This window comes from Flavobacterium helocola (genome assembly GCF_038289885.1).
Taxonomy (GTDB): domain Bacteria; phylum Bacteroidota; class Bacteroidia; order Flavobacteriales; family Flavobacteriaceae; genus Flavobacterium; species Flavobacterium cheniae.
On the sequence record NZ_JBBYHT010000001.1, the window covers coordinates 801,219 to 817,978 of the forward strand.

Genomic DNA, 16,760 nt, shown 5'->3' on the forward strand with positions numbered 1-16,760 from the left:
TATGTTTGTTACTTTTAATTTCTAAAGATTAGTTTTAAGTTTTTTTTCTTCAATAATTAATTTATTGAAAAACAAGAATAGCCAAAAGTGCACAAAATTAAATCCAAACATAAAATTGTTATCAACTTCAAATGAGTTTACATAGAATATCATGTTATAAGGTAATGCGGCAAATCTTGCTGATAAATCACCATCATCAAATATAAAGAAAGAAATATCTGGGCCAAGTAAAAACTTATATGAAAACCCTAAAAACACAAATGTAAAAGCTTGAATTAAATTTGTTAATGAAAGAAAATACAAAGAAGGTATTGGTATTCGATTAAGATAAACAAACGAAATGGTTATAACATTTAACAAACTGAAAGTGAAGAAAAACAAGGTGTTAAATTTAAAATCAAATTCTAAAAACACACTTATAATACTGGGAATTAAACAGATTAGATTAACGATTATGTAATAGATTATTATGTATTTTTTCATTTTCGATTTTCATTTTTTTAGTTGAATCTTCTCAAATTTGAATTCAGATTTTTATCCTAAACTTTTAATTAATTTCTCAATCTCTATTTTCTGATTTTCATATTTCAATCGCAAAGGATTGGCTTCTTTTTCAGAACGGTTGTAATAAATCATCGCTTTTTCTGCAAAAAACTTTTGATGATAAGTAGACGCTTTCGGAATTAGAGGAAATTCTTTGTGAAATAACATTTCGTAATAGGCCTGCCATTCGCGCTCGTTTTTGTCTTGCATAGCAACTTCTGGTGCTTTTTGTTTTACGTGCATCATTTCATGTGCCAATAAATTCAACATCAAAACCAACGGAAATTCAAATGTATTTTCTGGAATGCGAATAATTTGTTTGCCTCCAATTTCACCTTCGGCAGTCATTAAAATAAAATCGGGTTTTGCGGCTTCTCTAAATTCAAAACCAGCAAAATTGGGATGTTCTAATTCATATACTTTTAAAAGCCATAGCGCTGCCTCTTTCGTTAAGCCATGCTTATGAAAGGTTTTTATAGTGAGTTCTATGTCTTGGAATTGCATCATTTTCAAGGTCAAAAATCAAATTCAAGAACAAGAACAATTTGAAAATTGAACTTACTCTTGCCCTTGAACTTTTAAAGTGTTTCTTTCAACCAACCAAAAAATTCTCTTTGCCAAACTAAAGCATTTTGAGGTTTTAACACCCAATGGTTTTCATCTGGGAACAATAAGAATTTACTTTTGATTCCTTTTAATTGTACGGCTTGAAAAGCTTCTTGTCCTTGTCCAATTGGCACACGGTAATCTTTTCCACCTTGAATAATTAAAATCGGAGTATTCCAATTGTTGATTAACTTAATTGGATTGAATTCGTTATAGGTTTTTTGTGCTGTAGCATTATCTTTTTCCCAATAAGCACCACCAGAATCCCAATTCGTAAAGAAAACTTCTTCTGTAGTTCCATACATACTTTCTGTATTGAAAATACCACAGTGCGAAATGAATGTTTTGAAACGATTTTTGTGAATTCCAGCCAATTGAAACACGGAATATCCACCATAACTCGCACCAACAGCACCTAAACGTGTTTTGTCTACGTACGATTCTTTGGCAACATCGTCAATTGCTGATAAGTAATCATCCATAACTTGTCCACCCCAATCACCTGAAATTTGTTCGTTCCAAGCCGTTCCGTGTCCTGGCATTCCTCTACGATTTGGCGCTACAATTACATAACCTTGCGAAGCCATTAATTGGAAATTCCAACGGAAAGAATACGATTGTGTTAACGCACTTTGTGGTCCGCCTTGGCAGTATAAAAGTGCTGGATATTTTTTAGTTTTATCGAAATTTGGAGGTAAAATTACCCAAACCAACATCTTTTTACCATCGGTAGTCGTAACCCAACGTTTTTCTGTTTTACAAGAAGTAATTTTCGCATAAGCTTCATCATTAACTTTAGTAATTTGTTTCCAAGTTTTCTTTGCTAAATCATACGAATATACTTCTGGTGCGTGATTCATATCGTTTCTCGTTACTAAAACTGAAGTTCCTGAAAAACCAACAATTGCATTCACATCAAAATCACCATCTGTAATTTGATTTACTTCAAATGAAATCTTTTTATATCCTTGAAATTCTATAAAAAATAATTGTTTTGTTCCCTTAATTGGTGCAACGAAATACACTCTTTTTCCATCGTTACTCCAAGAAAAACTATCAACTGTGCCATCCCAATTTGAAGTTAAATTAATGTCTAACCCTTTATGACGCACAATAATATCATTTTTATCCGCTTCAAAACCATCGCGTTTCATTTGTAACCAAGACAAGTCTCCTTTTGGTGAAAAAATTGGATGGGTGTCGTAACCTAAATTACCTTGGGTAAGGTTTTTTGTGATTTTTGTTGCTAAATCATATTCATATAAATCGGTGTTGGTGCTGGTTGCATAAGCTGTTCCGGCTTTCTTTTTACAAACGTAGATAATTTTTGTTCCATCTGGAGACCAAATGTAGTCTTCATCACCACCAAAAGGTTTTTGAGGCGCATCAAAAGGTTCGTTTGGCATAATATCAATTCCAACGGCATCTTTTTTGTTTTTCGAATAAAAAACGTGGTTGTGTGTTCCATCGTTCCAAGTGTCCCAATGACGATAATCTAAACCAGTATAAACTTGAGCGGTAGTTTTTGATAATTCTGGATAAAGATCTTTTCCTAATAACTTCTCTACTTTTACTTCTTTTGAAAACAATAGGTTTTTTCCATCAGGAGAAACGTTTTTATCTGCTAATAATGATTTATAATCTTCCACCAAAGTAGCATTTCCACCTTGAACTGGAATCGTGTAATATTTTGAGTTTATTTTATTTTCTTCCACAGAAGGAGTTCCCACTTTGTAAACTAAAAGTTTTCCATCTTTTGAAATTCCTAATGGTGTTACTCTTCCTAATTGCCATAAGGTTTCTGGAGTTAGGTTTTGCTGTGCTAATGTACTCATACTTATCATGCTGAAAATGAGAAAAATGTAATTTTTCATATCTGTTATTTTTAAAACGAAGCTAAATGTAGCAATTTTTTCAAAAAATATACCTATTTTCACAATCTAAAATAGATATGCATTGTGAAGAATAATAAACTGTTTATATTAATAATTGTTTCGCTTATCATAGGTGTTGCAATGGGCGGAATTGTACATTATCAATTTCCTGATTCAATTGATGTTTTTTCAAAGAATATTAAACTTTTAGGAACCATTTTCATTCGATTAGTTCAAATGATTATTGCCCCATTAGTGTTTTCAACACTTGTTGTTGGAATTGCTAAAATGGGTGATATGAAAATGGTAGGAAGAGTTGGGGCAAAAGCAATGGCTTGGTTTATTTCAGCTTCACTAATTTCACTTCTTTTAGGATTGCTTTTGGTTAACTTTTTTGCACCAGGTAAAGGCACTTCAATAAAATTAGAAGACACATCAAGTGCTTCAGAGTTGTTAGAAAATTCAAAAGGATTTTCATTGGAAGAATTTGTAAAACACGTAATTCCAAAAAGTTTATTTGAAGCTTTGGCAACAAATGAAATTTTACAAATTGTAATTTTCTCCATCTTATTCGGTGTAGCCTTGGCAGCTTTTTCTAAAAAAGAAGCAAAACCTATTATAAAACTACTAGACACTGTGTCTCATGTAGTTTTAAAAATGGTTACTTATATAATGTGGACTGCTCCACTTGGTGTTTTAGGTGCTGTAGCAGGAGCAATAGCAAAACACGGATTTGAAGTATTTACTTTGTATGCTAAATATTTGGGTGCATTCTTTGTTGGAATAGTAATTCTTTGGTTATTATTGTTAATTGTAGGTTACTTAATTTTAGGGAAACGTTTATTTGTGTTATTACAAAGAATCAAAAGTCCATTATTAATTGCTTTTTCAACTACAAGTTCAGAAGCTGTTTTTCCGAAAATGGTAGAAGAGTTAGAACGTTTTGGTTGTCAGCCTAAAATTGTATCGTTTACATTGCCCCTTGGTTATTCGTTTAACTTAGATGGAAGTATGATGTACATGACTTTTGCTAGTATTTTTATTGCACAAGTATATGGAATTGATATGTCATTGGGAGAGCAATTAACTATGTTATTGGTGTTAATGCTAACAAGTAAAGGTGTTGCAGGTGTACCAAGAGCCTCTTTAATTGTTGTAGTAGCAACTTGTGCGATGTTTGGAATTCCGCCAGAAGGAATTGCTTTGATTTTACCAATTGACCATTTTTGTGATATGGCAAGAAGTATGACAAATGTTTTAGGAAACGCATTGTCAACTGCTGCAATTGATAAATGGGAATCTAAACCTGAAGAGCATCATGGATAATTTTCACTGGACTAAGCTTTTTAATCCTGAATTCTATATTACGATGGAAGTAGGCGGTGTGCCTATTGGAATTTACATGGTTTTATTTATTGTTTTTGCTGAAACAGGTTTATTTGCTGGGTTTTTTCTTCCAGGCGATAGCTTGTTGTTTCTTTCGGGAATTTATAGTCGCGAGTTGGTAGAAACATTTTTCTTAATTCCAAATGATTTATCAAATGTTACGATTTTAGCTTTATTGATTGCTACTGCGGCAACTTTAGGTAATATTTTTGGGTATTGGTTTGGAGCCAAAAGTGGTCAGTTTTTATATAATAAAGAAGACAGTTTCTTTTTCAAAAAGAAATATTTATACGAATCCCAAGCCTTTTTTGAAAAACACGGTGGGAAAGCTATCATTTTTGCTCGGTTTCTTCCAATTGTAAGAACATTTGTGCCAATTATCGCTGGAATTGTCCACATGCAAAAAAGCAAATTCATGTTTTATAATGTGTTGAGTTCGATTTTATGGTCGTTTCTTTTAGTTTTTGCGGGTCATTATTTGTACGGATTCTTTAACGAAGAATTTGGTATTGATTTGAAGAAACACATCGAAAAAATCATCCTAATTTTAATTGCAGTAACTACTTTTCCATTGGTTATGAAAGCAATTAAATCGAGAAGGAAAAATGAAAATACTGAAGAATTATAATTTTATAAATATGCCTAGTCCTAAAAAAATCGATACAGATTTATTAGACAATAAGTAATTAATTAAACACTTGCAAGAACCTTCTTGCAAGTGTTTTTTGTTTTTCAATTTATTCTGCTGATGCATTTGGTTTGGTGTGAGCATATGATTCTAAAAACTTAAGCCTTTTTACTATATTTGATGTTAATAAATTTATATAGTGTATTATTTCCTGTAGCTTGAAAAAAGAAATTGAAAACTTAAATGAAATCATATATACTTTTTCTTCTTATTATATTTCAATGGTCGTTTGCCCAACACGATGCTATTTATGCTATTGGTGAAAAACTAATTGATGAAAACAAACTAGATGAAGCAAAAATATATTTCGAGAATAATTTAAAAAAAGCCACAAACAATGAACTTAAAATTAAATTGTTTGTTGGTTTAGCAGAAACTTATAAACTACAATTAGATTATAATGCTTCCAACAAATATTATACAGAGGCTTATAAAATAATCAAAAAAACGAATAATATTCAATTAGAGTTTTTGTATCACGTTAAAATGGCAGAGTTTTACAGAAAAAGATCACTGCATATTGAATCTGTTGCGCAATTAGAAAAAGCGACAGTTATTTTAAAGAAAAATAAAATTAAAGACCTTTATTTAGCTAAATACTACAATAGAAAAGCAGCCCTTTTTACGGAATACTTTCACATTAAAGATTCTACTCTTTTATATGCAAAAAAGTCTCTAAAACTTGCAAAAAAACTTAATGACAAGGATAATATTTTTTATTCTCTACTGGAGATTGCAGGTGTTTATGAACGTGAAAAAGACTACGAAACTTCCATAAAATATTTAGAAGAAATAATTCAATTTGCAAAAAGCAATAACTTACTCCAGCAAGAAGCTGATGCTTATATAAGTTACATAATGGCTTTAGCAAGAAGCAATCAATTAGAAAAAGCATTAAATGTAGCTTTATATGCTGCTAATTTTTCTAAAAAACACAAGTTTTATTATAATGAAATAATTTTTAATGAAAACATTCAAAACCTGTATTTTAGATTGAACAATACAGAAAAAGCCTATGAATATTTAAAATATAGGTCAGAACTTACAACTAAGTATAATGAGTTAAAAAAAGAAGAATTAGTTCTAAACTTAGAAACAAAATATAAGTCTAAAGAAAAAGACAACATTTTAAAAATTAATGCCTTAAAAATTATAAATAAAGACAAAGAATTAAAGTCAAATAAAGCTAAGATTTTAATAATTTCAGGATTATTTGTAATTACTATTTTAATTACATTTTTAATTGCTTATTTTCTTAGAAAATCAAAAAAAGCAAATCAAAAATTACAATTTTTATCCGATCAAAATGAGTTTTTATTAAGCGAAGCCAATCATCGTATTAATAATAATTTACAATTAATTATTATTTTAATTAATAATCAACTCGAAAAATCAGATAATTCTGAAAATATCGAAATCAAAAAAATATTAAATAAAATAAGTTCTATAGCAACCTTACACAGACATTTGTATAAATCAAAGGATAAAAAGAAAATCGATATTAAAAATTATCTTCATGATATATATTCAAATTTCTCTGATTTATTTAAACAAAATAATATTATTTCAAATTTTGAAGTTGCATCATTTAAGCTAAAAATTGATGACACCATGTACATTGGATTGATAGTAACAGAATTGTATATCAACTCTATAAAGCATGCATTTCATAACCAAGAGCACAAACAAATTGATTTTAATTTTAAGTTAGAAAACAAACAAATAATTTTCAATTATCAAGATAATGGAGAATTAATAACCAATAAACCTATTCCAAAACCAACATTAATTCATCAATTATGTAGGCAATTGGAAGTCGATTGTTCGATATCAACAACTAAAGGTTTTCAATTTACATTTACCAAATCACTTTAATTAAAAAAATGGATTTCAATACTAAAATATTAATTGTTGAAGACGAAATTATTATTGCAGACTTCATTCAAGCCACATTAAATAAAGAAGGTTTTAAGAATGTAGAAATGGCGCATAAGACCATAACTGCAATAGAAGCTTTTAAAAATTTTCAACCCGAAATTATAATTTTGGACATCAATTTACATGGAGAAAACTCAGGAATTGAATTAGCGAAATCAACAAATAAAAACGCAACTGTAATATTTTTAACAGGTCAATATGATGAAAGTTTAATGAGTAAAGCATTGGCAACAAATCCAGAATCCTATTTAACAAAACCTATAAAAAAGTATGATTTGTTAGCAGCAATTAAATTGTCAATTTTAAGGGAACAAGTAAAAAGCATTACAATTAAAGACGGATACGATTTTATAAAAATCAATCATGATGCTATTTTATTTGTAAAAAGTGATAATAATTACATAGATATTCAAACTACTTCAAAAAAACATTCCGTTCGTCAATCATTAGAGGGTTTTTTAGAAGAAATAGCAAATCCAAATTTTATTAGAGTACATCGCTCTTACATTGTAAATAGTTCCAAAATTCAAAAAAAAACCAACTCGAGTTTATTTATTGAAAATCAAGAAATTCCTTTTTCAAAAATGTACGATTTTCCTTTTTAGGTTTGTTTCACATACAAACTCGGGTGCTTTCACACCATTTTTAATGTTTACAGAATTATAGTTGATAGTTTTGTTTCATAAATTTTTTTAAAAAATATTTTATGAAACTAAAACTTTACTTTTTAATGGGAATGCTTTTTATAGCAAGTACCTCTTTTTCTCAAACAGCCACCCACTTAAATTTTGATGGTGTTGATGATAGAGTAGAATTATCAAATGAATCTAATTTCGATTTTACTTCTACTTTTTCAATTGAAGCTTGGATTCGAGTAGCTTCTTTTACTCAAGAATGGCAAACTGTAATTTCTAAAGGAGCTGAAGGGCCACGAATTCATCGTTTTGGAGTTTCAGATTTTATTGCATTTGGTACAGGGCCAGCAGATGATTTAGTATCAACTGTTTCCGTTAATGATGGAAATTGGCATCACATAGCTGCTACTTGTAATAATGGGTTTAAATCACTATATGTAGACGGTGTATTACAAGGTACACAAACTGTAGGGACTCCATTAATAACAAATAATGATAATGTAAGAATTGGAAGTCAAATAGATTCTTATAGCCCAATAAGAGCATTTCATGGAGATATAGATGATGTAAGATTTTGGAGTGTTGCCAAAACACAAACTGAAATAAACAATTCTAAAAACCTTGAATTAGTAGGTAATGAAACTGGTTTAGTTGCTTATTACAACTTTAACCAAGGTATAAATGCAGGTAATAATGTTGCGGTTACAACTGCTATTGATGCTACAGGTACAAATAACGGTACAGTTACAAATTTTACATTAACAGGTGCAACAAGTAACTGGATTTCTGGTCCTGCAGCAACGCATTTAAATTTTGATGGGGTTAATGATTATGTAGAATTACCAAATGAGTCTAATTATGATTTTACTACAAATTTGACTATTGAGTTTATGGTTAGAACATCAAATTTAAATGTGTATACGTCATTTGTGTCAAAAGGGAATGGTAGTTGGAGAGTTCAAACGAGTGGTGATGGATTAATTGCATATGCTGCAAATGGAGCATTTGTAGATTTTAAAAGTTCAACTCGATTAGATGATAATAACTGGCATCATGTTGCTGTGACATATGATGGTGCTTTTGCCAGAATATATATTGATGGTGTTTTAGAAAATTCAAGGGGTGCAAGCGGAACGATTACTAATACATCTCATCCTGTTGTTATTGGAGCGATGCGTGAAACAGGTCCTGCTGGTAGATATCTTAACGGAGATATTGATGAAGTTCGTATTTGGAATGTTGCTCGTACTGCAACACAGATAGCTAATTCAAGAAATTGCGAATTACAGGGTAACGAGACAGGCTTAGTTTCGTATTATAAATTCAATCAAGGTTTTGATGCTACAAATAATACAGCAATCACTACTTTAACAGATGCCACTGCTAGTGCAAATAACGGTATATTAACTAACTTTGAATTAACAAGAACAACTTCAAACTGGTTAGCAGGCTCACCAATAGATATTCTTCCTTCTGTAGCGACAGTTACTACACCAGTAACTTATACTCAAGGAGCAACTGCAACAGCCTTAACTGCAACAGTTGGCGCAAACGGTTCAAATTTACTTTGGTACTCAACTGCTACTGGCGGAACAGGTACAACTGCACCAACACCAAGTACAGCAACTGTTGGTTCAACTTCATACTGGGTTTCAAGTACAAATGCAAATGGTTGTGAAAGCGCAAGAACAGAAATTGTGGTTACTGTAATTGCTCCAGCTACGCACTTAAATTTTGATGGTGTTAATGATTATGTAGAATTACCAAATGAATCTAATTTTGATTTTACTACAAATTTGACTGTTGAGTTTATGGTTAGAACATCAAATTTAAATGTGTATACGTCATTTGTGTCAAAAGGGAATGGTAGTTGGAGAGTTCAAACGAGTGGTGATGGATTAATTGCATATGCTGCAAATGGAGCATTTGTAGATTTTAAAAGTACAACTCGATTAGATGATAATAACTGGCATCATGTTGCTGTGACATATGATGGTGCTTTTGCCAGAATATATATTGATGGTGTTTTAGAAAATTCAAGGGGTGCAAGCGGAACGATTACTAATACATCTCATCCTGTTGTTATTGGAGCGATGCATGAAACAGGTCCTGCTGGTAGATATCTTAACGGAGATATTGACGAAGTTCGTATTTGGAACAAAGCTTTGTCTGCATCAGATATTTTAGCGCTTAAAGATTGTGAATTACAGAATGGTGAAACAGGTTTAGTAGCGTATTATAAATTTAATCAAGGAAATGATAGTGCAGATAATACAACTATTACTACATTAACAGATGCATCTGGTAATGCCAATAATGGTACGTTAACTAATTTTGCTAGAACAGGCACAACTTCAAACTTTTTATTGGGTTCACCTATGGTTACAGGTACAACTTGTACAACTTTAAATGCAACTAGTTTTGATGTTGCTTCAAACATAAATATATATCCAAACCCTACAAACGGAAATGTAAACATTATGGTTAATAACTTAACGAATGTTTCTGTTTCGGTTTATGATTTAAACGGTAGACAAATTTTAAATAAAGAAGTGTCAAATAATACAAACACAATTGATATTAGCAACTTGCAAACAGGAATGTATTTATTTAGAATTAAATCTTCAGAAGGGGAAGTAGTTAAAAAAGTGATAAAAAACTAAATAAACTTGAAATGGATAAATTAAGGAAACTAATAATAAAAAATCAATTAGAGATTGTTCTCTTTGTGTTTTATGGTTTGCTTACTTGTTTATTTTTCTATATCATTTGTTTATAAATTAAAGGCTGTGTTTTTCACAGCCTTTTTTTCTTACTTAAAAGTCAAAATTGCATAACGAAAGTTAATTTAGTTTATTTGTAGTTAAATTAATTAAAATGAAATTTCAAGCTGTTTTAAGCGAGGTTTATGAAGATGTTTTAGCCACGAATCTTCAAAGAAAAGTGTCTAATTCCAAACCTTAATTATCAAAAATTGACTCATCAAAGTTTGGAATTCATTTAATTACTTTAAATAGAGAAAATTCAGGAATTGAATTAGCGAAATCTAAAATTAAAGAAGCAACTGTTGTTTTCTATAGGAATGTGTATTTATTTCAAATAATTCAAAGCCGGCTGTTGTCGGTTTTTTTGTTGAATTAAACGTTGCTGTTAAATGTTAAAAATTACTACATTTACTTTTTAAAATTCTAGCAACATGCAACTCAGTTATTGGGAAATAAAAAATTGGTTTTCAAACGTAGATTTTACTATTGTAGGTAGTGGAATTGTGGGTTTGCATACCGCATTAGCGTTGCGTGAACGATTTCCTTCATCAAAAATTTTAATTCTTGAAAAAGGCATTTTACCACAAGGAGCGAGTACAAAAAATGCAGGATTTGCTTGTTTTGGAAGTATTTCCGAAATCATAGACGATTTAAAAACCCATACAGAAGAAGAGGTAATTCAATTGATTCAAAAACGATATGCTGGATTACAGTTGCTAAGAAAAAATCTCGGTGATTCCGTAATTGATTTAAAACCTTATGGCGGATTTGAACTCTTTTTAAAAGAAGACGAGTCGTTTTATAATGAATGCATTCAGAAAATATCCTTCATTAATGATATAATTAAACCACTTTTTAAAACCGATGTTTTCTCAAAAGAAGTAGATCGATTTAATTTTGGAGGTATTTTCGAAAATTTGATTTTCAATCCGTTTGAAGCCCAAATTGATACTGGAAATATGATGCAAGCGTTACTAAAAAAAGCACATCAAAATGACATCTTGATTTTAAATAGTCAAACGGTAACAAGTTTTCAAGAAGTAAATGATTTCGTTGAGGTTGAGACCAACGGAATTACATTCAAAACCAGTAAACTTTTATTTACCACTAACGGTTTTGCTTCACAATTAACCAATAATCAAGTCAAACCGGCGCGAGCACAAGTTTTAATTACAAAACCAATTCCGAATTTAGATATTAAAGGCACTTTTCATTTGGATAAAGGGTATTTTTATTTCAGAAATATAAACGATAGAATTCTTTTTGGTGGCGGAAGAAACTTAGATTTTGTAGGCGAAACCACAACTTCTCACGATACCACAGAATTGATTCAAAATCGTTTGGAAGAGTTATTAAAAACAGTAATTTTGCCACATCAAACGTTCGAAATTGAACACCGTTGGAGTGGCACCATGGGAGTAGGAACTCATAAAAATCCAATCGTAGAGCAATTATCAAATCACGTGTATTGCGGAGTACGAATGGGTGGAATGGGTGTTGCAATAGGCAGTTTGGTCGGACAAGAATTAGCAGATTTGATATAATATGGCAAAAAGAACTACTTCAAAAAGTAAATCACCAAAATCACCTGCAAAAAAAAGAACCACAGGTCAAAAGATATTTCGCTTCTTTTGGTTGATTTTTTTATGGTTTAACATTATCAGTTTTTCAGTGGTGTTACTTTTCAAATTTGTTCCAGTTCCGTTTACACCGCTAATGGGAATGAGGGCTTTAGAACACAATGAAGAAGGAAAAGATATGGTTTGTAGTCACGAATGGGTACCAATAGATGAAATTTCCTTAAATCTTCAAAAAGCTGTAATTGCCAGTGAAGACGGACGTTTTTTAGAACATTCAGGTTTCGATTTTGAGGCCATGCAAAAAGCCTTTAAGAATAATCAAAAAGGTAAACGTTTAAAAGGTGGAAGTACGATTTCGCAGCAAACGGCAAAAAATGTTTTTCTTTGGCAAGGCAGAAGTTATGTTCGAAAAGGTTTAGAAGCGTATTACACCGTTTTAATTGAACTAATTTGGGGTAAAAAACGCATCATGGAAGTCTATTTAAATAGTATCGAAATGGGCGATGGCGTTTACGGTGCCGAAGCAGCTGCAAAACATTGGTATCGAAAAGATGCATCTAGTTTAACGCGTTATGAGGCTGCAGGAATTGCCGCTATTTTACCAAATCCAAGAAAGTACAAAGCTTCTAATTCTTCTTCTTACATTAATAGAAGAAAAGCTAAGATTAGTAGAGAAATTGGATACGTGAAATTGGATTATTAATTATTTTCAACCTGTTTTAAAATACAAAAGCACAAATTCTAATGAGTTTGTGCTTTTTTGTTTGTCCTAACAAACACGCTGTTTTTCATGCGATTACATAAAGTTTAAATTGTTAAATTTTTTAAATTTTAAGAAAATAATTACATTTTAACTTGCTTGATTCGTTTTTTTTTTATTTATTTAGCAAGTATAACTATAAACAAATTATACAATGAAAAAATTAGTATTAAGTACGCTATGCGTTTCTGTATTTTTATTTTCTTGTGCTTCTGCATCAGATTAAAACATTTCAGAAATGAGTAAAACAAGCCAAACCCAAGCCAGAACAAGTAGTATTACCAAAACTACCGAAATGATTAATTTTGAAAGTGCTTTAAAAAAGTACCTACAAAACAAGCCTTATTTTGATGATGCCAAAATAAAAGAAGAATCAGAAAAAGATATTCGTTTAAATGCAACAAAACTTTTAATTGCCATAGGCACACCTGAAAGTGAAATTAAAGAAAACGAAACTAATATAAATACATTAATTCCTTTTACTTTAAAAAAATACAGTGCTTTTTTAAACGCAGCTAAAAACTAACTTTTAAACGTATTATCATGAAAAAATATCTTTTTATACTATTTGCAATTGCTCTAGGAACAACTGCAACAGCACAGAAAAAATTATACATCTATAATTTTTCCGATTATGACGTAACAGTTTCAGACATCATGACAAAACATGTTACTAATGATTATCCAACATTATTATATAATTATCCATATATAACAATTCCAGCCCAAATAGGAAGTATCGAATTGTCGAATAATATACCAACTACTCCCGTATTTAGATTTCCTTTTCAATCTACAGCTTATCCAGTAGATGAATGGGGTCGTTGCACAAGTGCAACAATTTGTAGTACAAATCCATTAGCAGCCTCTGTTGCTATGGCTACTCAAACTAATGCTGCTAATGCACAAGTATTTCATTGTATAAAATATGATGATGGTGCTGGTGCTGGTTTATTAGGGACAAGACCTTTAGGTGTTACAGAATTAGTTTTACCTAATACAATTGGATATTATGAAGAGTTTGTTACAGGAACATTAATTGAGTATGTTGTTGTAATCTTTTAATTTATTTTAGAGATTTAAAGAGGAAAATCAATTAGATTTTCCTCTTTAATAATAAATACGTTATGAAAAAATTACTATTACTTTTCTTTCCTTTTTTATTATTCTCACAAACCACTCCGCCAACAATTTTGTGGGAGAGAATTTATGAAAACAATTACACGCCAAACAGAGGTAATGTATTTAGTTCTATATTAAAAGCTAGTTCCAATGAATATATTCTCATCGCAAATATAAACGAAACGAATTTTCCAGATGATGAGTATAATTCTATTCTTAAAATAAATTCAAACGGAGATTTAATATGGTTACAGAATTACAATATTTTTTTTTATCAAAATTCCTTAATTCAAACTATTGCAAAATGTACTGATAATTTATATTATGTACTTGCAAAAAATTGTGAAGATAATCAGCAAACGAGTATTCAACAGCTAGATGATGAAGGTAATTTATTAGCTAATTGGTGTTACCCAATTCAAGGTGGCTCAGGTTTCAATTCTATAATTGATACTAACGATGGCGGTTTATTAATTTCTAGCCAAAATATAGTAACGAAACTAAATGCTCAAAAAGAGATTCAATGGTCTACAGGAGTGCATTATGAAAACATTTTTACAAGCTTGCTTGAAACTTCAGACGGGCATTTTTTAGCCGTTGGTGTTGGTTATGCTAATCGTGATGAACTCGAGGAAAGTCAAACAGGGCTTTGTTATTATGTTAAAATTGACAGTAATGGAAACATACTTTGGGAGAAAAATTTTGGCGCTCCAAATGCTACACTTGAAGGTGTCAGTACCGTGAAAGAAATGACCAACGGAAATTTTCTTTTAAATTGTTACACTGATGGTGATTTGCAAAATGGTAACATCGGTAATTGTACAAACGCTTGGATGGTTACTACAGACTCAAGTGGTAACATAATTAACAGTTTTACACTAACATCAAATGGAACACCTGCGGCGATGTCTTTTTCTAAAATTATTTTAGAACCTGATGGTGGCTATGTTGTAGGAACATGGATTAGTCACTGCTCAACACCCTCGGGTCCTCCTATATATGCTTTTAGATTAATAAAGGTTAATTCTAATAATACAATTGCATGGGATGTGAGTTTTACGGATGGCATTATTTACGACATAGAAAGAACTGCCGAAGGCGATTATATTGCAGTAGGAACAGATTACAATCCATCTGTTTTTGGTTCAGGTAGTTTAAAAGCCATGAAAATAGGTTGGGAACCTCTATCCACTCCAAGTTTTGAAAACAGTGTGAGTATTTATCCAAATCCCGCACAAGATTTTATTATGGTTAAAAATAATTTCACTGAAAATCAAGCTGTAGTTATCTATAACGTTGCAGGGCAAACCATCATCAAACAAGAAATTAACCAAAACGAAAACAGCTTAGATGTTTCGCAACTTGCTAACGGTATTTATTTTGTTCATCTTCCTGAAAGTAATACTACGTTGAAGTGGATTAAAGGGTGATTTGAAAATTTTACAGTAACATTTTAATCATCGGTTCGACTAATTAATAAAACTAAAATTATGAGAGCACACGAAATAGATTACCATATTTATGGTGAAGAAATGCAATATGTTGAAATCGAATTAGATCCTCAAGAAGTGGTTGTAGCTGAAGCTGGAAGTTTCATGATGATGGAAAACGGCATCAAAATGGAAACTATTTTTGGAGACGGGAGTCAAGAACAACAAGCCGGAATTTTCGGTAAATTACTTTCAGCTGGAAAGCGTGTCCTAACAGGTGAAAGTTTATTTATGACAGCTTATCAAAATTTAGATATGGGAACACGTAAAGTGTCTTTTGCTTCTCCATATCCTGGAAAAATTGTTCCAATTGATTTGCAGCAATTTGGAGGAAAGTTTATTTGTCAAAAAGATTCGTTTTTATGCGCTGCAAAAGAAGTTTCGGTAGGAATTGAATTTTCTAAAAAGTTAGGAACAGGTTTATTTGGAGGGGAAGGTTTCATTATGCAAAAGATTGAAGGTGATGGAATGGCATTTGTGCATTCAGGAGGAACTTTAGCTAGAAAAGAACTGCAAATAGGAGAATTACTTCGTGTAGACACAGGCTGTTTAGTTGGGTTTACAAAAGATGTAGATTACGATATTGAATTTGTTGGCGGCATTAAAAACACCATTTTTGGAGGTGAAGGCGTTTTCTTTGCAACACTTCGTGGGCCTGGAATTGTTTACATTCAGTCGTTACCATTTACACGTTTGGCAGATAGAATTATTGCATCGGCACCAAAAGCAGGAGGAAGTGGAAGAGAGGAAGGAAGTTTGCTTGGTGGCTTAGGAAGAATGCTTGATGGTGATAACCGTTTTTAATTTAACTTATTTTTATGTATTGATTTTCAATAGTTTAGATTAAAATTCGTAATTTTATTAATCTAAACTTTGAAAGTCATGAAAAATAAAACAGTATTACAAAATGCATTTCTAATCTTTTTAGGAATCGGGTTGTTTTTCCTATTAATGGATTTTTTAGGATTGGCAAGTAAAAATTATTTACGTTCATTAAATGCTTTTATCGTCTTATATGGAATTCATAAAACCATTAAATATAATTACGATAAAGGAAGAAAAATGGACTATTTTGAAAATCTATTTTCAGGATTTATAACAGGAGTATTGGGTGTTTTTCTAGGAATAGTTGGTTTAATTGCATTCATCTACATAAAAGGAGGAGAAAGCTACTTAACAACATTATCGGATACTTTCTTTTTCGTTGGAAAAATAAATATTATTCAATATTGTGGCGTTTTATTTTTTGAAGGTGTTGCTTCTAGTTTAATAGGTGCTTTTGTGTTGATGCAATTTTATGGTGACGTTGCAATTAGCCAGAAATATTAAATACGACTAAGTTTGTCATTATTCGTAATTGTAAATTAAAACTT

The 16,760-nt window shown here is 31.1% G+C and carries 14 protein-coding genes; 12 read left to right on the forward strand and 2 right to left on the reverse strand.

Annotated elements, in window-relative coordinates:
- Nucleotides 1-534: 534 nt before the first annotated feature.
- Nucleotides 535-1,050, reverse strand: a complete 516-nt coding sequence (locus AAEO58_RS03685) for a hypothetical protein (protein ID WP_341682015.1) — start codon at nt 1,048-1,050, stop codon at nt 535-537.
- Between the two features lie 71 nt (nt 1,051-1,121).
- Nucleotides 1,122-3,023 (reverse strand): S9 family peptidase, encoded by a 1,902-nt coding sequence (locus AAEO58_RS03690; protein WP_341682017.1) that lies wholly within the window; start codon nt 3,021-3,023, stop codon nt 1,122-1,124.
- Nucleotides 3,024-3,104: 81 nt separating this feature from the next.
- Between AAEO58_RS03690 and AAEO58_RS03695 the strand changes: the two genes are divergently transcribed.
- From AAEO58_RS03695 to AAEO58_RS03750, 12 genes are all read left to right on the forward strand, one after another.
- Entirely contained in the window at nt 3,105-4,349 is a 1,245-nt protein-coding gene (locus AAEO58_RS03695) for a dicarboxylate/amino acid:cation symporter (protein WP_341682361.1), read from the forward strand.
- Nucleotides 4,342-5,037 (forward strand): DedA family protein, encoded by a 696-nt coding sequence (locus AAEO58_RS03700; RefSeq protein ID WP_341682019.1) that lies wholly within the window; start codon nt 4,342-4,344, stop codon nt 5,035-5,037. Before AAEO58_RS03695 ends, AAEO58_RS03700 begins: the two co-directional genes overlap by 8 nt.
- Before the next feature lie 243 nt (nt 5,038-5,280).
- Nucleotides 5,281-6,972, forward strand: coding sequence for a tetratricopeptide repeat-containing sensor histidine kinase (locus AAEO58_RS03705; protein WP_341682020.1), 1,692 nt, complete (start codon nt 5,281-5,283; stop codon nt 6,970-6,972).
- 8 nt (nt 6,973-6,980) lie between these two features.
- Complete coding sequence (locus tag AAEO58_RS03710; protein WP_341682022.1) at nt 6,981-7,640, forward strand: LytR/AlgR family response regulator transcription factor; 660 nt, start codon at nt 6,981-6,983, stop codon at nt 7,638-7,640.
- A gap of 101 nt (nt 7,641-7,741) precedes the next feature.
- On the forward strand, nt 7,742-10,333 hold the full coding sequence (locus AAEO58_RS03715) for a T9SS type A sorting domain-containing protein (protein ID WP_341682024.1): 2,592 nt from the start codon (nt 7,742-7,744) through the stop codon (nt 10,331-10,333).
- Nucleotides 10,334-10,866: 533 nt separating this feature from the next.
- Nucleotides 10,867-11,979, forward strand: a complete 1,113-nt coding sequence (locus AAEO58_RS03720; RefSeq protein ID WP_341682026.1) for an NAD(P)/FAD-dependent oxidoreductase — start codon at nt 10,867-10,869, stop codon at nt 11,977-11,979.
- Nucleotide 11,980: 1 nt separating this feature from the next.
- A complete protein-coding gene (mtgA, locus tag AAEO58_RS03725) occupies nt 11,981-12,718 on the forward strand; it encodes a monofunctional biosynthetic peptidoglycan transglycosylase (RefSeq protein WP_341682027.1) in 738 nt (245 codons plus the stop codon).
- A 295-nt stretch (nt 12,719-13,013) separates the two neighbouring features.
- Nucleotides 13,014-13,301, forward strand: a complete 288-nt coding sequence (locus tag AAEO58_RS03730) for a hypothetical protein (protein WP_341682028.1) — start codon at nt 13,014-13,016, stop codon at nt 13,299-13,301.
- A gap of 17 nt (nt 13,302-13,318) precedes the next feature.
- Entirely contained in the window at nt 13,319-13,840 is a 522-nt protein-coding gene (locus AAEO58_RS03735) for a hypothetical protein (protein WP_341682029.1), read from the forward strand.
- Between the two features lie 62 nt (nt 13,841-13,902).
- Nucleotides 13,903-15,327 carry a T9SS type A sorting domain-containing protein gene (locus AAEO58_RS03740; RefSeq protein ID WP_341682030.1) on the forward strand — a complete coding sequence of 475 codons (1,425 nt, stop codon included), beginning with the start codon at nt 13,903-13,905 and terminating at the stop codon, nt 15,325-15,327.
- Between the two features lie 60 nt (nt 15,328-15,387).
- Nucleotides 15,388-16,191 (forward strand): TIGR00266 family protein, encoded by an 804-nt coding sequence (locus AAEO58_RS03745; protein WP_341682031.1) that lies wholly within the window; start codon nt 15,388-15,390, stop codon nt 16,189-16,191.
- Between the two features lie 78 nt (nt 16,192-16,269).
- A complete protein-coding gene (locus AAEO58_RS03750; protein ID WP_341682033.1) occupies nt 16,270-16,716 on the forward strand; it encodes a hypothetical protein in 447 nt (148 codons plus the stop codon).
- The last annotated feature ends 44 nt before the right edge of the window (nt 16,717-16,760 follow it).

What these genes read in the sequence shown, in the direction of transcription:
- AAEO58_RS03685 (WP_341682015.1), bottom strand. Translation starts at nt 1,050, where the DNA reads ATGATGCAATTCCAAGACATAGAACTCACTATAAAAACCTTTCATAAG.
- AAEO58_RS03690 (WP_341682017.1), bottom strand. Translation starts at nt 3,023, where the DNA reads ATGAAAAATTACATTTTTCTCATTTTCAGCATGATAAGTATGAGTACA.
- AAEO58_RS03700 (WP_341682019.1), top strand. Translation starts at nt 4,342, where the DNA reads ATGGATAATTTTCACTGGACTAAGCTTTTTAATCCTGAATTCTATATT.
- AAEO58_RS03705 (WP_341682020.1), top strand. Translation starts at nt 5,281, where the DNA reads ATGAAATCATATATACTTTTTCTTCTTATTATATTTCAATGGTCGTTT.
- AAEO58_RS03710 (WP_341682022.1), top strand. Translation starts at nt 6,981, where the DNA reads ATGGATTTCAATACTAAAATATTAATTGTTGAAGACGAAATTATTATT.
- AAEO58_RS03715 (WP_341682024.1), top strand. Translation starts at nt 7,742, where the DNA reads ATGAAACTAAAACTTTACTTTTTAATGGGAATGCTTTTTATAGCAAGT.
- AAEO58_RS03720 (WP_341682026.1), top strand. Translation starts at nt 10,867, where the DNA reads ATGCAACTCAGTTATTGGGAAATAAAAAATTGGTTTTCAAACGTAGAT.
- mtgA (WP_341682027.1), top strand. Translation starts at nt 11,981, where the DNA reads ATGGCAAAAAGAACTACTTCAAAAAGTAAATCACCAAAATCACCTGCA.
- AAEO58_RS03730 (WP_341682028.1), top strand. Translation starts at nt 13,014, where the DNA reads ATGAGTAAAACAAGCCAAACCCAAGCCAGAACAAGTAGTATTACCAAA.
- AAEO58_RS03735 (WP_341682029.1), top strand. Translation starts at nt 13,319, where the DNA reads ATGAAAAAATATCTTTTTATACTATTTGCAATTGCTCTAGGAACAACT.
- AAEO58_RS03740 (WP_341682030.1), top strand. Translation starts at nt 13,903, where the DNA reads ATGAAAAAATTACTATTACTTTTCTTTCCTTTTTTATTATTCTCACAA.
- AAEO58_RS03745 (WP_341682031.1), top strand. Translation starts at nt 15,388, where the DNA reads ATGAGAGCACACGAAATAGATTACCATATTTATGGTGAAGAAATGCAA.
- AAEO58_RS03750 (WP_341682033.1), top strand. Translation starts at nt 16,270, where the DNA reads ATGAAAAATAAAACAGTATTACAAAATGCATTTCTAATCTTTTTAGGA.